Source organism: Microbacterium sp. cx-55, from assembly GCF_021117345.1.
Classification (GTDB): Bacteria; Actinomycetota; Actinomycetes; order Actinomycetales; family Microbacteriaceae; genus Microbacterium.
On the sequence record NZ_CP088261.1, the window covers coordinates 1,844,770 to 1,861,303 of the forward strand.

Consider the following 16,534-nt stretch of genomic DNA (forward strand, 5'->3'; position numbering starts at 1 on the left):
TCCCCCGCCCCACCGACATCGGCCTCGCCTCACCGGATCGGATCCGGTGGGGCGAGGCCGAGAGGTCAGACGGTAGCGCGCTCCAGGACCAGTTCGCGAACACGCGCGGCGTCGGCCTGGCCCTTCATCGCCTTCATCACGGCTCCGATGATGGCGCCGGCAGCCTGAACTTTGCCATCGCGGATCTTCTGCAGCACATCGGGCTGCGCCGCCAGGGCCTCGTCGATTGCGGCGATCAGCGGACCATCGTCCGAGACGACGGCCAGACCGCGTGCGTCGACGACGTCCTGCGGAGCGCCCTCGCCGGCGATGACGCCCTCGAGCACCTGTCGGGCGAGCTTGTCGGTCAGCGTTCCCGCGTCGACGAGCCCCTGCAGGGCGGCGACGTGCGCGGGCGAGACCAGCCCGGAGGGCTCGCGGTCCTGGGCATTGGCGACCCGGCTGATCTCGCCCGTCCACCACTTACGAGCAGCGGCGGGCGACGCACCCGCCGCGACGGTCGCCTCGATCTCGGCGATCAGGCCACCGTTGGCGACATCCTGGAACTCGAGGTCGGTGAAACCCCAGTCCGCCTTCAGCCGACGACGACGGGCGGCCGGCGGCTCCGGCAGCTCCGCGCGGAGCTTCTCGATGAGAGCCGGATCGGGCACGACCGGCAGCAAGTCGGGTTCGGGGAAGTAACGGTAGTCATCCGCATCCGACTTGGGGCGTCCGGGCGACGTGCGACCGGTGTCCTCGTGCCAGTGCCGGGTCTCCTGCGTGATCGATCCGCCGTCGGCGAGGATGGCCGCCTGCCGCTGGATCTCGTACCGCACGGCACGCTCGACCGAGCGCATCGAGTTGACGTTCTTCGTCTCGGTGCGGGTGCCGAGCTTCTCCTGTCCACGCGGGCGCAGCGACACGTTCGCATCGCAGCGAAGGTTTCCCCGCTCCATCTTGGCGTCGGAAATCCCGAGCGACAGCACGATGTCGCGAATCGTCTGCACGTACGCCTTCGCGATCTCCGGCGCCCGGTGCTCCGCACCGAAGATGGGGCGCGTGACGATCTCGACCAGCGGCACCCCGGCGCGGTTGTAGTCGACGAGCGAGTACTCCGCGCCCTGGATGCGGCCGGTCGCGCCACCGACGTGCGTCAGCTTGCCGGCGTCTTCCTCCATGTGCGCCCGCTCGATCGGCACGGTCACCATGGTGCCGTCGGCGAGCTCGACGACGACCTCGCCGTCGAAGGCGATGGGCTCGTCGTACTGCGAGATCTGGTAGTTCTTGCCGAGGTCGGGGTAGAAGTAGTTCTTCCGGGCGAAGCGGCTCGACGGCGCGATCGAGCATCCGAGTGCGAGACCTAGGCTGATCGAGAACTTCACCGCCTCTTCGTTCACGACCGGCAGCGACCCGGGAAGCCCGAGGTCGACGGGCGCGAGGTCGGTGTTCGGCTCGCGACCGAACGAGTTCGGGGCGGACGAGAACATCTTCGTCGCGGTGTTCAGTTCGACGTGGACTTCGAATCCGAGCACGGGCTCGTACAGTTCGAGCGCCTTGTCGAAGTCCATCAGCGCGGCCTTGGCCATCAGCGCGTCCCTCCCAGCTTCGGCGCCCGTGCCAGCAACGGGCCGCCCCATGAATCGATCAGCAGCGCCTCGAGCGCGGCGCCCACCTGATAGAGGCGGGCGTCCTCACGGGCGGGTGCCAGGAACTGGATGCCGACCGGCAGCCCGTCGTCCTCCGCGAGACCCGACGGGATCGAGATCCCGGGTACCCCGGCGAGGTTCGCGGGGATCGTCGTCACGTCGTTCAAGTACATCTGCAGCGGGTCATCCAGCTGCTCACCGAGACGGAATGCCGTCGTCGGAGCGGACGGCGTGGCGATCACATCGACCGATGCGAACGCGTCCGCGAAGTCGCGCTGGATGAGCGTTCGCACCTTCTGCGCCGACCCGTAGTACGCGTCGTAGTACCCGGCGGAGAGAGCGTAGGTTCCGAGGATGATGCGGCGCTTCACCTCGTCGCCGAAACCCGCCTCGCGAGTCGCGGCCATCACTTCTTCGACCGTCGCGCCCGCGTGCGGGGTGACCCGCAGCCCGAAGCGGACCGAGTCGAACTTCGCGAGGTTGCTGGATGCCTCGGCCGGCAGGATCAGGTAGTAGGCCGCGACGCCGTACTCGAAGTGCGGCGCGCTGATCTCCACGATCTCCGCGCCCTGCGCCTCCATCGTCGCGAGTGCCGCGCGGAAGGACGCGGACACGCCGCGCTGGAACCCGGCGTCGTCGAGCTCCTTCACGACACCCACCCGGAGCCCCTTGAGCACGTCGCCACGGGCGCCTTCCCGCGCCGCATCCGCAAACGACGGCCATGCGTCGGTGAGTGAGGTGGAATCGTTCCGGTCGTGGCCGCCGATGACGTCGTGCAGGAGCCCGGCATCCAGCACCGTCCGCGTGACGGGCCCGATCTGGTCAAGGCTCGAGGCGAGCGCGATCGCGCCGTACCGGCTCACGGCGCCGTAGGTGGGTTTGACGCCGACCGTTCCCGTCACGTGCGCCGGCTGACGGATCGATCCGCCGGTGTCGGAGCCGAGGGCGAGCGGCGCTTCGAAAGCCGCGACCGCGGCAGCGGAGCCACCGCCGGATCCGCCCGGGATGCGGTCGAGGTCCCACGGGTTGTGGGTCGGTCCGTACGCGGAATGCTCCGTCGAGGAACCCATCGCGAACTCGTCCATGTTCGTCTTGCCGAGCGGGATCAGCCCCGCCGCGCGCGAACGGGCGACGACCGTGGCGTCGAAGGGCGACATGTAGCCCTCGAGGATCTTCGATCCGCTGGTGGACGGCATGTCGGTGGTGACCAGGACGTCCTTGATCGCGAGCGGAACACCCGCGATCGGGCTCAGCTGCTCGCCGGCCGCGCGACGGCGATCGATGTCGGCAGCGGCCTCCAGCGCGTGGTCCGATACGTGCAGGAACGCGTGCACGTCACCGTCGACCGCGGCGATCCGGTCGAGATGCGCCTGCGTCGCCTCGACGCTGGACACCTCGCCCGAGGCCAGCTTGCTCGCGAGGTCCGCGGCGGTGAGGGTGATCAGTTCGGCCGCGCTCATTGCTCTTCTCCGAGGATGGCGGTGACGCGGAAGCGGCTGCCGTCCGCATCCGGAGCGTTCTGCAGGGCCTGCGCCGTCGTGAGCGTGTCACGGACCACGTCGGGGCGATAGACGTTCTGCAACGGAATCGGGTGGCTCGTCGCCGGAACATCGGCGGTCGCCACCTGAGAGACCTTGGCGATGTTGTCGACGATGGCATCCAGCTCACCGGTGAGACGCTCGGCCTCTTCGTCGGTCAGCTGGATCCGGGCGAGCACGCCGAGTTGGCGCACGAGATCGGGGGTGAATTCAGACACACCCCGAGTCTAGTTGCGGCGCCCACCGCGTCCTCACGGCCGGGCATCCCGCGCCGGGCGGAGACGCTCGCCTAGGCTGTGCCCGTGACGACGTTCCATCCGCCCCGTCCGTGGGTGCACAGCTACGCCGCGGGGGTTCCCGAGGATCTCGACCCGGTGACCGGTTCACTCGTGGACATCGTGGACGCCTCCGTCCGCGACTACCCCGACGCCCCGGCCCTGCAGTTCTTCGGACGGGTGACGACGTATCGCGAACTCGACGCGCAGATCGCTCGCGCGGCCGCGGGGCTCCGCGCCCTGGGCGTGGGTGCCGGCGACCCGGTCGCCCTCGTGCTGCCCAACTGCCCCCAGCACATCGTCGCGTTCTACGCGGTGCTGCGTCTCGGCGCGGTCGTCGTCGAGCACAATCCGCTGTACACGCCGCGCGAGCTGCGGAAGCAGTTCGAAGACCACGGCGCGAAGCACGCGATCGTGTGGAGCAAGGTCGCTCGCACGGTGCAGGACTTCCCCGCCGACCTCCAGGTGCGCTCTCTCGTCTCGATCGACGTGACCCGCGCGATGCCGTTCGCGACCCGCGCGGCGCTGCGATTGCCGATCTCGAAGGCCCGCGAGTCGCGGGCGGCTCTGTACGAGAAGGTGTCGGGCGCCGTGTCGTGGGAGGAGCTCCTCCGCGCGGAGCCGCTTTCCGCCCGTCACCCGCGGCCCGCGACCGACGATCTCGCGATCATCCAGTACACGAGCGGCACCACGGGAACCCCCAAGGGCGCCGCCCTCACGCACCGCAACCTGCTGGCGAACGCCGCGCAGTCGCGGGCGTGGGTGCCGCAGATCGTGCGCGGGAACGGATGCGTCGTCTACGCGGTGCTGCCGATGTTCCACGCATACGGCCTCACGCTCTGCCTCACGTTCGCGATGTCGATGGGCGCGCGGCTGGTGCTGTTTCCGAAGTTCGATCCCGACATGGTGCTCGCGGTGACGAAGAAGCATCCTGCGACGTTCCTGCCGTTGGTTCCCCCGATCGCCGATCGGCTCCTGCAGGCAGCGGTCGCCCAGGGTGTCTCGCTGTCGGGCACCGAGGTCGCGATCTCCGGAGCCATGGCACTGCCGCACGACCTCGTCGTGCCGTTCGAGGCGGAGACCGGCGGGTTCCTCGTCGAGGGATACGGACTCAGCGAGTGCTCCCCCGTCCTGATGGCGAATCCGGTCGCCGACAATCGCGTCGCCGGCACGGTGGGCCTGCCCCTCCCCGGCACGGAGTGCCGGGTCGTCGATCCCGACCAACCGTCCCAGGACGTGCCGCCCGGGGAGCGCGGTGAACTCCTGGTGCGCGGCCCACAGGTGTTCTCCGGCTACTACGGCAAGCCGGAGGAGACCGAAGCGGTCTTCGTCGATGACTGGTTCCGCACCGGCGACATCGTCACGATCGACGAGGACGGCTTCGTCCGGATCGTCGACCGCATCAAGGAACTCATCATCACGGGCGGCTTCAACGTCGCCCCGACCGAAGTCGAGAACGTTCTGCGACAGCATCCGCAGGTCGAGGACGTCGCCGTCGTCGGGCTGCCGAGCGAGCACTCCGGAGAGGATGTCGTCGCCGCCATCGTGGTGGCCCCCGGAACCGCGGTCGATACCGAGGCGATCCGCGAGTTCGCCCGCGGGATCCTCACCCCCTATAAGGTTCCGCGTCGCATCACCGTGGTCGAGGAGCTTCCGAAGTCCCTGATCGGCAAGGTCCTCCGGCGTCAGGTGCGCGAGAAGCTGCTCGGCAACCCGAGCGCCTGACACCCCAGCGCCGAACACCCACGCGCCTGACACGCGAGCCCCGGACTCCCCCGCGCCGGACACCCGCTGCCGGACGCGTCGACGACGCTCAGTCGACCGGAGCGGTCTCGGCGCCGTCCTCTCCGTCGGCGTCGGCCAACGGGTCGAGCGCCGCGGGCCCCTGTTCGACGAGGATGCGGAACTGCGCCGCATCGATGATGCGCACCCCGAGCTGCTCGGCTTTGCCGAGCTTGGAGCCGGCCCCGGGGCCCGCCGCGACGAAGTCCGTCTTCTTCGACACGCTCGAACCCGCCTTGCCGCCGGCCGCGAGGATCGCTTCCTGCGCGCCCTCACGGCTATACCCCTCGAGACTTCCGGTCGCGACGACCGTGATTCCCTCCAGGACCCCGCCCGCCGCGGCGGCCGCGCCCGGACCGGGGTGCCCCGGGGTGAACAGCTGCGCCCCCGAAGCCGCCCACCGGTCGACGATCTCGCGGTGCCAGTCCACGTCGAACCAATCGATCAGCGCGTCGGCGATGATGCCGCCCACCCCGTCGACGGCCGCCAGCTCTTCCCGCGTGGCACGACGGATGGCCGCCAGCGATCCGAACCACTGTGCGAGGGCCCGCGCCGCCGTCGGACCGACGTGACGGATGCTGAGGGCGATGAGGAAGCGGTAGAGCTCCTTCGTCTTCGCCTTCTCGAGCTCGGCGAGCAGCGTGAGCGCCTGCGCCGACGGGTGCCGCACGACATGGTCTTTCCGGATGCCGGCGGCGCGGCGCTCCGCGGCGCTCTTGTCTTCCCAGCCGGGCGGGTACGTGCGTTCGATGCGCTGGAACGGCGCCCGCCGGATGAACTCGCCGGTCTGCTCGTCGACCTTCTGGGCTCCGGTCTCAGCATCGCGAACGATGACCTCGATCGGGACCAGTTGCTCCAGCGTCAGATCGAACAGGCCCGCCTCGCCGTCGAGCGGAGGCGGTCCCTCTCCGCCCGCCTGGGTGAGCGCGGCCGCGGTGACCTCGCCGAGCGCCTCGACGTCGAGGGCGCTGCGCGACCCGATGTGTTCGACACGGCCGCGCACCTGCGCGGGGCAGGATCGTGAGTTCGGGCACCGCAGATCGATGTCGCCCTCTTTGGCCGGTGCGAGCGCGGTGCCGCATTCGGGGCAGAACTCGGGCATGACGAAGGGGCGTTCGGTGCCGTCCCGGAGTTCGACCACCGGCCCCAGAACCTCGGGAATCACGTCACCGGCCTTGCGCAGGACCACGGTGTCGCCGATCAGCACCCCCTTGGCCTTGACGACGTCCTGGTTGTGGAGGGTCGCCTGCCGGACCACGGAGCCGGCCACACGCGCGGGCTCCATCACGGCGAACGGTGTCGCGCGGCCCGTGCGACCGACCGACACGACGATGTCGAGCAGTCGGGTGTTCACCTGCTCGGGCGGGTACTTGTAGGCGATCGCCCACCGCGGGGCGCGGCTCGTCGCGCCGAGTTCGTCGTGCAGGGCGAGCTCGTCGACCTTGACGACGACCCCGTCGATCTCGTGCTCGACGTCGTGCCGGTGCTCGCCGTAGTTCGCGACGAAGCCGAGCACCCCCTCGATGTCGTCGAACGTCCGGGAGTACGGGCTCGTCGGCAGGCCCCACTGGGCGAGCAACTCGTACACCTCGCTCTGCGACGCGACGGGCGGATCGGCCCACGCGCCGATGCCGTGCACGAACAGGCGGAGCGAGTCGAGGCGCGCTTCGCCCGCTTCGAGTTCGAGACCGTCTTTCTTGTCGAGCTGCTGGCGGAGCCCCCCGCTGGCGGCGTTGCGCGGGTTCGCGAACGCCGCGAATCGGCGCTCGGCGCTGAGGCGCGCTTTGACCTCGTCGAACGTGCGCGGGCGTGCTCGTGCGTCGCCCACGACGCGATCCCGCAGACGTGCCTGCAGCGCGTTCAGGCGCTCGAACTCGGCGACCGGGATGAAGACCTCGCCGCGCACCTCGACCCGGGTGGGATGGCCGTCGCCCGCGAGCCGCTGCGGGATGCCGCGCACCCGGAGCGCGTTCACCGTGACGTCCTCGCCGATTCGCCCGTCGCCGCGGGTCGCCGCCGAGACCAGCACACCGTTCTCGTAGCGGAGGTTGATGGCGAGTCCGTCGATCTTGAGCTCGGTCAGCCAGCGCACCGGCCGCCCGGCCGACGCCTGCGTCTTCGCGCACCATTCGCGCAGCTCTTCGGCGCTGAAGACGTTGTCGAGACTCAGCATCCGCTCCGCGTGCTCGACGGGCGCGAACATCGTCGTGGATGCGGCGCCCACGCTGAGCGTCGGCGAGTCCTGACCCTGCACCTCGGGAAACGCGCGTTCGATCGCCTCGAGGCGGCGCATCCACCCGTCGTACGTCGCGTCGTCGACGATCTCCGCGTCTGCGCCGTAGTAGGTGTCGCGCGCGCGCAGAATGCGCTCGGTCAGCGCGCCGGACTCGGCACGGGCCTCGTCGAGCGTCAACGTCAGGTCGAGGGATTCGTCGGCATCCGTCACTCCGTCATTCTAAAGACGACCCCCGACACCACCCGGGAGGTTGACGGGGCGCGGCTCAGCCGACCGGGACGGCCGAAACGGTGCGGTCGATCGTGAACTGACCGAGCACCCGCGTGCCGTCGTAGAGCACGGCGGTCTGGCCGGGCGCCACTCCATCGAACGGCACGCTCGGGCGCACCGTCACGGTGCCGTCGACGATGGTGGCGCGCGCCGGCACGGGGTCGGCATGAGCGCGGATCTGCACATCGCAGTCGAAATCGTCGGCGACCGGCGGTCGGCCCGCCCAGGAGGAGCGCTCCCCCGCGATCTCGGCGGTCGCGAGCGCCTCCTTCGGGCCGACGACCACAGTGTTGGAGACGGGACGCACCTCGAGCACGAAGCGCGGCTTGCCGTCTGCCGCGGGGACGCCGATCGACAGCCCGCGCCGCTGCCCCACGGTGAACGCGTGGGCCCCCTCGTGCGTTCCGATCACGTCGCCCGACCGGTCCAGGATCTGCCCCTGCTCCGCGCCCACGCGCTCGGCGAGCCACCCGCGGGTGTCGCCGTCGGGGATGAAGCAGATGTCGTGGCTGTCGGGCTTCTGCGCGACGGTCAGACCGCGTTCAGCCGCCTCGGCCCGGACGAGGGCCTTGGACGGGGTCGAGCCCAGCGGGAAATACGTGTGCGCCAGCTGCTCCGCAGTGAGCACGCCCAGCACATAGGACTGATCCTTGGCCTGATCCGACGCGCGGTGCAGCTCGAGCCCCTCGGGCGTCGTGACGAGCGTCGCGTAGTGCCCCGTGCAGACCGCATCGAAGCCCAGCTCGATCGCGCGTTCCAGGAGCGCCGCGAACTTGATCTTCTCGTTGCAGCGCATGCACGGATTAGGCGTCCGGCCCGCCCGGTATTCGGCGACGAAATCGTCGATCACGTCGTCGCGGAAGCGCTCCGAGAAGTCCCAGACGTAGAACGGGATGCCGAGGCGGTCGGCCGCGCGACGGGCGTCCATCGCGTCCTCGATCGTGCAGCATCCGCGGCTTCCGGTGCGGAGCGTTCCCCCGGCGCGAGACAGCGCGAGATGCACGCCGACGACCTCGTGGCCGGCCTCGACCGCCCGGGCTGCGGCCACGGCCGAGTCGACGCCGCCACTCATCGCCGCAAGAATTCGCATCAGAACAGTCTACGAGCGCATCGAGCCCGCGGCGCCGGCGGCCGCGCGCGCCCGCTCGACCGCCCACGGCAACGCGGCGAGAGCGGCGTCCACGTCGGCGTCGGTGGTCGTTCGGCCCAGGCTCAACCGCAGCACCGAGCGCGCCGCCTCGTCGTCACGGCCGAGCGCCCGCACCACGTGCGAGGGCTCCGGGACCCCCGCCTGGCAGGCGGATCCGGTCGAGACCGAGATGTCGCGCTGATCGAGAAGGAAGAGCATCGTTTCCCCGCGGGCACCGTCGAACAGAACGTGCAGAGTGCCCGGCACGCGTCGCGCGGCGTCGCCCAGCACCTCCGCATCCGGGATGGTCGACAGGATGCCGGCGGCCAGCCGATCGCGGAGGCGTCCGAGTCGCCTTTGTTCCGCTCCGAGCTCGGCGATGGTGGCTTCGGCCGCGGCGGCGAATGCTGCCGCGCCTGCGACGTCCTGCGTGCCCGGGCGCAGCCCGCGCTGCTGCCCGCCGCCGTGCAGCTGCGCCCGAAGCGCGGCCGCGCGGGACACGACCAGCGCCCCCACGCCGACGGGGCCGCCGACCTTGTGCGCCGACACGCTCAGCGCGACGAGCCCGGCGGAGGCGGACGCATCCGCTCGCCACTCGGCGAACCGCACCGGCACGTGCCCGAACGCGGCGACCGCGTCCAGGTGCAGCGGGACGCCGTGGATGGATGCGGCGGCGGCGAGGGCGGCCGCATCCGACACCGTCCCGACTTCGTTGTTCGCCACCAGGGCGGTGGCGAGCGCGGCTCCGGGAAGCGCCTCGACGAACCTCGCGGTCGAGATCGCGCCCGTCGGTTCGAGGGCGACCGGACGCACCACCGCGCCCCACTCACCCACGAGTTCCGCGACGGAGTCGAGGGTCGCGTGGTGCTCTCCGTCGGGCAGGACGACCGCACAGGTTCCGGCGGCGCGCGCGGCCCACAGCCCCTTCACGGCGAGATTCACCGCCTCGGTGCCGCCGCTCGTGAACACCACCTCGATCGGGTCGCAGTCCAGGAGCGCGGCCAGCCTCTCCCGCGCATCCTCAAGCACGCGGCGGGCGGCCTGACCGCTGCCGTGGATCGACGACGCGTTGCCCCCCGCCTCCGCCGCGGCGAGCCACGCCTCTCGCGCCTCCGGCCGGAGCGGGCTCGAGGCGGCGTGGTCGAGGTACACGTGCACCTCTCCACTGTCCCACGTCCGCGCATCGCCCGGCCCGCGGCCGGCGCCCGTCCCCGTAACGAGCCGGACTCGGAGCGTAGCTAGGGTAGTCCGCATGGTCAGCACGAACCCGACCTCGGCCGCCCCCACCGCCGACACGATCCTCGACCCCGCTCTCGACGATCTCGGAGTCCGATTCGGCGACGGCGGCGGCACCCTCCGGGTCTGGTCCCGCGATGCCGACTCGGTCGAACTCGTGACGTTCGACGAGGGCGATCTCGACTGGCGGACAGCGAGCGTGCCGCTCGAGCGGCAGGCCCGCGGGGTCTGGCAGGTCGACTCCGAGCTCCTGCATCCGGGCGCCCGGTACGCGGTGCGGGCCACCGGGCCGCAGACCGGGGGCCACGCCTTCAACCCGGGCACCCTGCTCATCGAGCCGTACTCGCGAGGTCTCGTGAGCGGCGGCTTCGGTGACTGGCGGAGCGTCGCGGTACGTTCCGACTTCGACTGGGGCGGCGTGCAGAAGCCGGCCATCCCGCTCGATCGCACCGTGCTCTACGAGGGACACGTCAAGGGCCTGTCGAAGCGGCATCCGGGAGTTCCGACCGCCCTCCACGGCACGTACGCCGGCCTCGCCCACCCCGCGATGATCGAGCATTTCCTGAGCCTCGGCATCACGACGATCGAGTTGCTGCCGATCCACGTCTTCGCCTCCGAACCGCGTCTGCTCCAGCTCGGGCTCAGCAACTACTGGGGGTACAACACCCTCAATTTCTTCACCCCGCACCCGGATTACGCGACCGAGGCCGCCCGCCGCGAGGGACCGGAAGCCGTCCTCCGCGAGGTCAAGGGCATGGTCAAACTGCTGCACGAGGCAGGCCTCGAGGTCGTTCTCGATGTGGTCTACAACCACACCGCCGAAGAGGGACTCGGCGGACCACGGACGAGCCTTCGCGGCCTCGACAACCGCGGGTACTACCGCCAGACCGCCGATGGTTCTTACATCGACGTGACCGGATGCGGGAACGCCCTCGACACCTCGACCGATGCCGCCGCGCGGCTCGTGCTCGACTCGCTGCGCTACTGGGCGAACGACGTGCAGATCGACGGGTTCCGCTTCGACCTCGCGGCCACCCTCGGGCGCGACGCCGAGCACACCTTCACACCGGACCATCCGCTTCTGCGGGCCATCGTCGACGATCCGGCGCTGGCCGGGGTGAAGAAGATCGCCGAGCCGTGGGACGTCGGGATGGGCGGCTGGCAGACGGGCAACTTCGGCGAGGGCTGGAGCGAGTGGAACGATCGCTACCGCGATCGGGTGCGGAACTTCTGGCTGTCCGATGTCGACTACGCCCGTCGCGCGTCCACGGCACCCGTCGGGATCGGCGGTCTCGCGCACCGCCTCGCCGGGTCCGCCCAGACCTTCAGCGAGACGCGCGGGCCTCTGGCGAGCGTGAACTTCGTCACGGCGCACGACGGGTTCACGCTGCGGGATCTGGTGTCCTACGACGTCAAACACAACCTCGGCAACGGTGAGCAGGGACGGGACGGAGCCGACACCAACCGCTCGTTCAACCACGGCACGGAGGGCGCCACATCCGACGCTCGGATCCTCGCCACCCGGCGGAAGGCCATGCGCAACCTCCTCGGTACCCTGCTGCTGTCGGCGGGCGTCCCGATGATCACCGCGGGAGACGAGTTCGGCCGCACGCAGCGCGGCAACAACAACGCCTACTGCCATGACTCGCCGTTGACCTGGTTGAGCTGGCAGCACGAGCCCTGGCAGCGCGACCTGTTCGCGCACGTGCAGCGCCTGCTCCAGGTGCGCCGAGAGAATCCGGCGCTTCGGCCGAGCCGATTCGCCCGCGAGGACGCACCGACGCCGTCGGCCTCGGTCATGCACTGGTTCGACGAGAACGGCCACACCATGTCCGACGAGCGGTGGACGAATCCCGCCCACCGGACGTTGCAGTACGTCGCCGCGTCGACACCCGAAGTCGAAGACTTCAACCGCATCCTGCTCATCGTGCACGGCAACGAGACACCGGTCGACGTCACTCTTCCGACGATCGACGGCGTGAGCGGTTATGTGTCGCTCTGGTCGAGCGCGGAGGATGCGCCTTCGCCCGACGAACCGGTCTTCGCCCCCGGCGACATCGTGCCGACAGGGCCTACCTCGATGCGGCTTTTCCGCGCGATCTGAGTCACCGGGCCACCCGGCACGCCCGGTCACATTCTCGGACACGCTTTCGGACACGCGGCGCGGCCTGTCAAGTCGCCCGCCGTCGCGGAGGCCGCGCGATAGGTTCATCACGTGGCCACACAGACCCGAACCCCGAAGCTCCCGGCCTGGCGCAGCGCGTCGGCCATCGCCGTCCGACCCGCTCCGGTTCCCGGCGCAGCGCACGACACCGCCGTGCCGCGCATCCCGCTCAGCGATCCGCGCCCATCCGCTCTCGATCCGTCCTTCCGGCCGAGCGCCTTCGCCGGTGAGGTCGTGCCGTTCCGCGTCACCGCTTTCCGCGAGGGCCACGACCGCATCGGTGTGCAGGTGCGCCTCACCTCGCCCGACGGAACGGAGTCGCTGCACCGGCTCACCTCTCTGGAGAACGGCCTCGACCATTGGGCGACCGAGGTCGCGCTGCTCGAACAGGGAACATGGTCGTTCCGATTCGAGTCCTTCGCCGACGACTACGGCACCTGGCGGCACGCGGCCGCGCTGAAGATCGCCGCGGGCGTGGATGCGGCTCTGATGCGCGAGACGGGTTCGCTCCTGTTCGAACGAGCCCTCGCCGAGAAGGACCGTCCGGTCGCCGAGCGGCGCGTCCTGCGCGAGCGCGCTCGCGAGCTCCGCGACCCCGCGCTCGACGACCTCGCCGCGCTCGCGATCGTCAGCGACGACGTCATCGCCGGGTTCTTCCGCGACCGTCCGCTGTTTTCGCTGTTCTCGATCGGGGACCGTCGCGAGCTGCTCGTCGAGCGCGAACGCGCCGGCGTGGGGGCCTGGTACGAGTTCTTCCCCCGTTCGGAAGGCGCCGTGCGCGCCGACGACGGAACCATCACGAGCGGCACGTTCCAGACCGCGCGCCTTCGTCTGCCCGAGGTCGCAGCCATGGGCTTCGACGTGCTGTACCTCCCCCCGATCCACCCGATCGGTCGCACGAACCGGAAGGGTCCGAACAACACCCTCACGGCCGGGCCGAACGACCCCGGGTCGCCCTGGGCGATCGGCGCCGCCGAGGGTGGCCACGACACCGTCCACCCCGACCTCGGCACACTCGACGATTTCCGTGCCTTCGTCGCCGACGCCCGGTCCGAGGGTCTCGAAGTCGCGCTCGATCTCGCCCTGCAGGCCTCCCCGGACCATCCGTGGGTGACGTCGCACCCGGAGTGGTTCACCACGCTTCCGGACGGCTCCATCGCGTTCGCCGAGAACCCCCCGAAGAAGTACCAGGACATCTACCCGGTGAACTTCGACAACGATCCCGAGGGGATCCGCGCCGAGGTTCTGCGGGTCGTGCGTCACTGGATCGCCCAGGGCGTGCGGATCTTCCGCGTCGACAACCCGCACACCAAGCCGCTGCAGTTCTGGGAGTGGCTCATCCGGACGGTCACAGCAGAGACTCCGGATGCGGTGTTCCTCGCCGAGGCGTTCACCCGCCCCGCGCCCATGCAGGCACTCGCGCGCGTCGGGTTCCAGCAGAGCTACAGCTACTTCACATGGCGCAACACCAAGGCCGAACTCGAGGAGTTCTTCACGGAGATCGCGTTCGGCACGTCGGACTTCCTGCGGCCGAATCTCTTCGTGAACACCCCCGACATCCTCACCGAGTACCTGCAGTACGGCGGGCGCCCGGCCTACAAGATCCGCGCCGCGCTCGCTGCCACGGCCGCACCGACGTACGGCGTGTACGCCGGGTACGAGCTCTTCGAGAACGTTGCGCGCCCGGGCAGCGAAGAGAACATCGACAACGAGAAGTACGAGTACAAGATCCGGGACTGGGCGGGCGCCGAGGCGAACGGCGACTCGCTCGCTCCGTACCTCCGTCGCCTGAACGAGATCCGTCGCACCCACCCCGCGCTCCGCCAGCTGCGGAATCTGTCTGTGCACTGGAGCGACGACGACGCGGTGCTGGTGTTCTCGAAGCACCTCGACGCGGCGCTCTCCGCCGACGGCGTCGCCGACACCATCCTGGTCGTCGTGAACGTGGATCCGCACTCTACCCGCGAGACGACCGTGCACCTCGACACCACCGTGTGGGGCGTTGCGCCCGGCGCACCGTTCGTCGTCGAGGACCTCATCACCGGTGCGACCTGGACCTGGACCGACCACGACTTCGTCCGTCTCGACGCGTTCAGCGAGCCCGTCCACATCCTGCACGTGAAGGGCCTCGCATGAGCTCCGTAGATTCCACCGTCCTGGCGGCTCTCGCCGAAGGCACGCACCACTCGCCGCACGACATCCTGGGCATGCACGCCGGAGAAGGCGCCGACTCATGGGTGGTTCGCGCCCGCCGACCGCTCGCCGAGAGCGTGACGGCCGTCTTCGGGGACGGCCGTCGGGTCTCACTCGCGCATCTGGAGTCCGGCATCTGGGAAGGATCCGTCGCGGGCGAGTACATGCCGTACCAGCTCGTCTCGACTTATCGCGAGGGCCCGGCGCACGTCGCCGATGACCCGTACCGATTCACCCCCACAGTGGGCGAACTCGACCTGCATCTCATCCGCGAGGGCCGCCACGAGAAGCTCTGGGAGGTCCTCGGATCGCACGTCCGCCGCCACGGCGGCGCGGCCGGCACGTCCTTCGCCGTATGGGCGCCCAACGCTCGCGCCGTGCGGGTCGTCGGCGACCACAACGGGTGGGACGGCCGCGGGCAGGCGATGCGTTCGATGGGGTCCAGCGGCGTATGGGAGATCTTCCTCCCGGGGATCGGCGCGGGAACGGCCTACAAGTACGAGATCCTCACCGCGAACGACGGCTGGATCATGAAAGCGGACCCGATGGCACGCCTGGCCGAAGTGCCGCCGGCGACCGCATCCGTCGTCACGGACTCCGAGTACGTCTGGCAGGACGACGAGTGGATCGCCGAGCGCGCCCGCACGCAGCCCGTCGATCGGCCGATGTCGGTGTACGAGCTGCACCTGGGGTCGTGGCGTCCGGGCCTCGGTTACCGTGACGCGGCCGACCCGCTCGTGGAGTACCTCACGGCGCAGGGGTTCACGCACGTCGAGTTCCTGCCCCTGGCCGAGCATCCGTTCGGTGGGTCCTGGGGCTACCAGGTGTCGGGCTACTACGCCCCCACGAGCCGCTTCGGCGGCCCCGACGACCTCCGCTACCTCATCGACCGCCTGCACGCGGCCGGCATCGGGGTCATCATGGACTGGGTGCCGGGGCATTTCCCCAAGGACGCCTTCGCCCTGGCACGCTTCGACGGTCAGCCGCTGTATGAGCACCCCGACCCGCGCCGCGGCGAGCACCGGGACTGGGGCACCCTGATCTTCGACTACGGACGCAACGAGGTGCGGAACTTCCTCGTCGCGAACGCGCTGTACTGGTTCGAGGAGTTCCACGTCGACGGGCTGCGTGTGGATGCGGTCGCCTCCATGCTGTACCTCGACTACTCCCGTGACGCCGGTGAGTGGGAACCGAACGTTCACGGCGGACGCGAGAATCTCGAGGCCATCCGGTTCCTCCAGGAGACGAACGCGACGGTCTACAAGACGTTCCCGGGCGTCGCGATGATCGCGGAGGAGTCGACGAGCTTCCCCGGCGTCACCGCGCCCACGAGCGCCGGCGGACTCGGTTTCGGTTTCAAATGGAACATGGGATGGATGAACGACACGCTCGTCTACATCGCCCGCGATCCGATGTACCGCTCGCATCACGAGGGTGAACTCTCGTTCTCGTTCGTCTACGCGTTCACCGAGAACTTCGTGCTCCCGATCAGTCACGACGAGGTCGTGCACGGCAAGGGGAGCCTGTTCACGCGGATGCCGGGAGACCACTGGCAGAAGCTCGCCGGCATGCGCCTGTTCCTCAGCTACATGTGGGGGCACCCGGGCAAGCAGCTGCTATTCATGGGCCAGGAGTTCGGCCAGATGTCGGAGTGGTCGGAAGGACGCGGGCTCGACTGGTGGCTGCTCGACCAGCCTTCTCATCGTCAGCTGCAGGACTTCGTCGCCGCGTTGAACGCGGCCTACCGGGCTCAGCCCGCGCTGTGGGCGCGGGACAGCGACGGCGGCGCGTTCGATCGGATCGGCGGTCCGGTCTGGAACCCGAACGTGTCGGCGTTCGTCCGGCGTGACGGTGCCGGCGACACGGTCGCGATCGTGTGCAACTTCTCCGGAGTTCCCCTCACGGACTTCGCGCTCGACCTGCCGGCCGCGGGCACGTGGGCCGAGATCCTCAACTCGGACGCGTCCGAGTACGGCGGATCGGGCGTCGGAAACTTCGGCTCGGTGCAGACGGATGCCGAGGGCCGCGCGCGCGTCTCCGTGCCGCCGCTCGGCGCGCTCTGGCTGCGGCACGAGTCCTGACCGCT

The 16,534-nt window shown here is 69.9% G+C and carries 10 protein-coding genes; 4 read left to right on the forward strand and 6 right to left on the reverse strand.

The window, feature by feature from the left end:
* Positions 1-65: 65 nt before the first annotated feature.
* Genes gatB through gatC form a run of 3 tightly spaced genes read right to left on the reverse strand, consistent with a single transcriptional unit; the run spans position 66 to position 3,381 of the window.
* Complete coding sequence (gene gatB, locus LQ938_RS08685; RefSeq protein ID WP_223720998.1) at positions 66-1,565, reverse strand: Asp-tRNA(Asn)/Glu-tRNA(Gln) amidotransferase subunit GatB; 1,500 nt, start codon at positions 1,563-1,565, stop codon at positions 66-68.
* Entirely contained in the window at positions 1,565-3,085 is a 1,521-nt protein-coding gene (gene gatA / locus LQ938_RS08690) for an Asp-tRNA(Asn)/Glu-tRNA(Gln) amidotransferase subunit GatA (protein WP_223720997.1), read from the reverse strand. Before gatA ends, gatB begins: the two co-directional genes overlap by 1 nt.
* Complete coding sequence (gene gatC, locus LQ938_RS08695) at positions 3,082-3,381, reverse strand: Asp-tRNA(Asn)/Glu-tRNA(Gln) amidotransferase subunit GatC (RefSeq protein WP_223720996.1); 300 nt, start codon at positions 3,379-3,381, stop codon at positions 3,082-3,084. The genes gatA and gatC overlap by 4 nt, the downstream gene beginning before the upstream one ends.
* An 84-nt stretch (positions 3,382-3,465) precedes the next feature.
* On the opposite strand from gatC, the gene LQ938_RS08700 reads away from it, so the two are divergent.
* A complete protein-coding gene (locus LQ938_RS08700; protein ID WP_223720995.1) occupies positions 3,466-5,163 on the forward strand; it encodes a long-chain-fatty-acid--CoA ligase in 1,698 nt (565 codons plus the stop codon).
* A gap of 88 nt (positions 5,164-5,251) precedes the next feature.
* Here the strand turns inward: LQ938_RS08700 and ligA are convergent, their stop codons facing one another.
* From ligA to LQ938_RS08715, 3 genes are read right to left on the reverse strand one after another with little or no spacing between them, the layout of a single operon-like run.
* Positions 5,252-7,666 (reverse strand): NAD-dependent DNA ligase LigA, encoded by a 2,415-nt coding sequence (gene ligA / locus LQ938_RS08705; RefSeq protein ID WP_223720994.1) that lies wholly within the window; start codon positions 7,664-7,666, stop codon positions 5,252-5,254.
* 55 nt (positions 7,667-7,721) lie between these two features.
* Positions 7,722-8,816 (reverse strand): tRNA 2-thiouridine(34) synthase MnmA, encoded by a 1,095-nt coding sequence (gene mnmA / locus LQ938_RS08710; protein ID WP_223720993.1) that lies wholly within the window; start codon positions 8,814-8,816, stop codon positions 7,722-7,724.
* Positions 8,817-8,825: 9 nt separating this feature from the next.
* On the reverse strand, positions 8,826-10,013 hold the full coding sequence (locus LQ938_RS08715; RefSeq protein WP_223720992.1) for a cysteine desulfurase family protein: 1,188 nt from the start codon (positions 10,011-10,013) through the stop codon (positions 8,826-8,828).
* Positions 10,014-10,107: 94 nt separating this feature from the next.
* On the opposite strand from LQ938_RS08715, the gene glgX reads away from it, so the two are divergent.
* From glgX to glgB, 3 genes are all read left to right on the forward strand, one after another.
* Positions 10,108-12,195, forward strand: a complete 2,088-nt coding sequence (gene glgX, locus LQ938_RS08720) for a glycogen debranching protein GlgX (protein WP_223720991.1) — start codon at positions 10,108-10,110, stop codon at positions 12,193-12,195.
* Between the two features lie 213 nt (positions 12,196-12,408).
* Positions 12,409-14,391, forward strand: a complete 1,983-nt coding sequence (locus tag LQ938_RS08725; protein ID WP_223721616.1) for an alpha-1,4-glucan--maltose-1-phosphate maltosyltransferase — start codon at positions 12,409-12,411, stop codon at positions 14,389-14,391.
* On the forward strand, positions 14,388-16,529 hold the full coding sequence (glgB, locus tag LQ938_RS08730; RefSeq protein WP_223720990.1) for a 1,4-alpha-glucan branching protein GlgB: 2,142 nt from the start codon (positions 14,388-14,390) through the stop codon (positions 16,527-16,529). The genes LQ938_RS08725 and glgB overlap by 4 nt, the downstream gene beginning before the upstream one ends.
* The last annotated feature ends 5 nt before the right edge of the window (positions 16,530-16,534 follow it).

Bases quoted from the DNA above. Each gene is read 5' to 3' on its own strand.
- gatA (WP_223720997.1), bottom strand. From the start codon at position 3,085: ATGAGCGCGGCCGAACTGATCACCCTCACCGCCGCGGACCTCGCGAGC.
- gatB (WP_223720998.1), bottom strand. From the start codon at position 1,565: ATGGCCAAGGCCGCGCTGATGGACTTCGACAAGGCGCTCGAACTGTAC.
- glgX (WP_223720991.1), top strand. From the start codon at position 10,108: ATGGTCAGCACGAACCCGACCTCGGCCGCCCCCACCGCCGACACGATC.
- mnmA (WP_223720993.1), bottom strand. From the start codon at position 8,816: ATGCGAATTCTTGCGGCGATGAGTGGCGGCGTCGACTCGGCCGTGGCC.
- glgB (WP_223720990.1), top strand. From the start codon at position 14,388: ATGAGCTCCGTAGATTCCACCGTCCTGGCGGCTCTCGCCGAAGGCACG.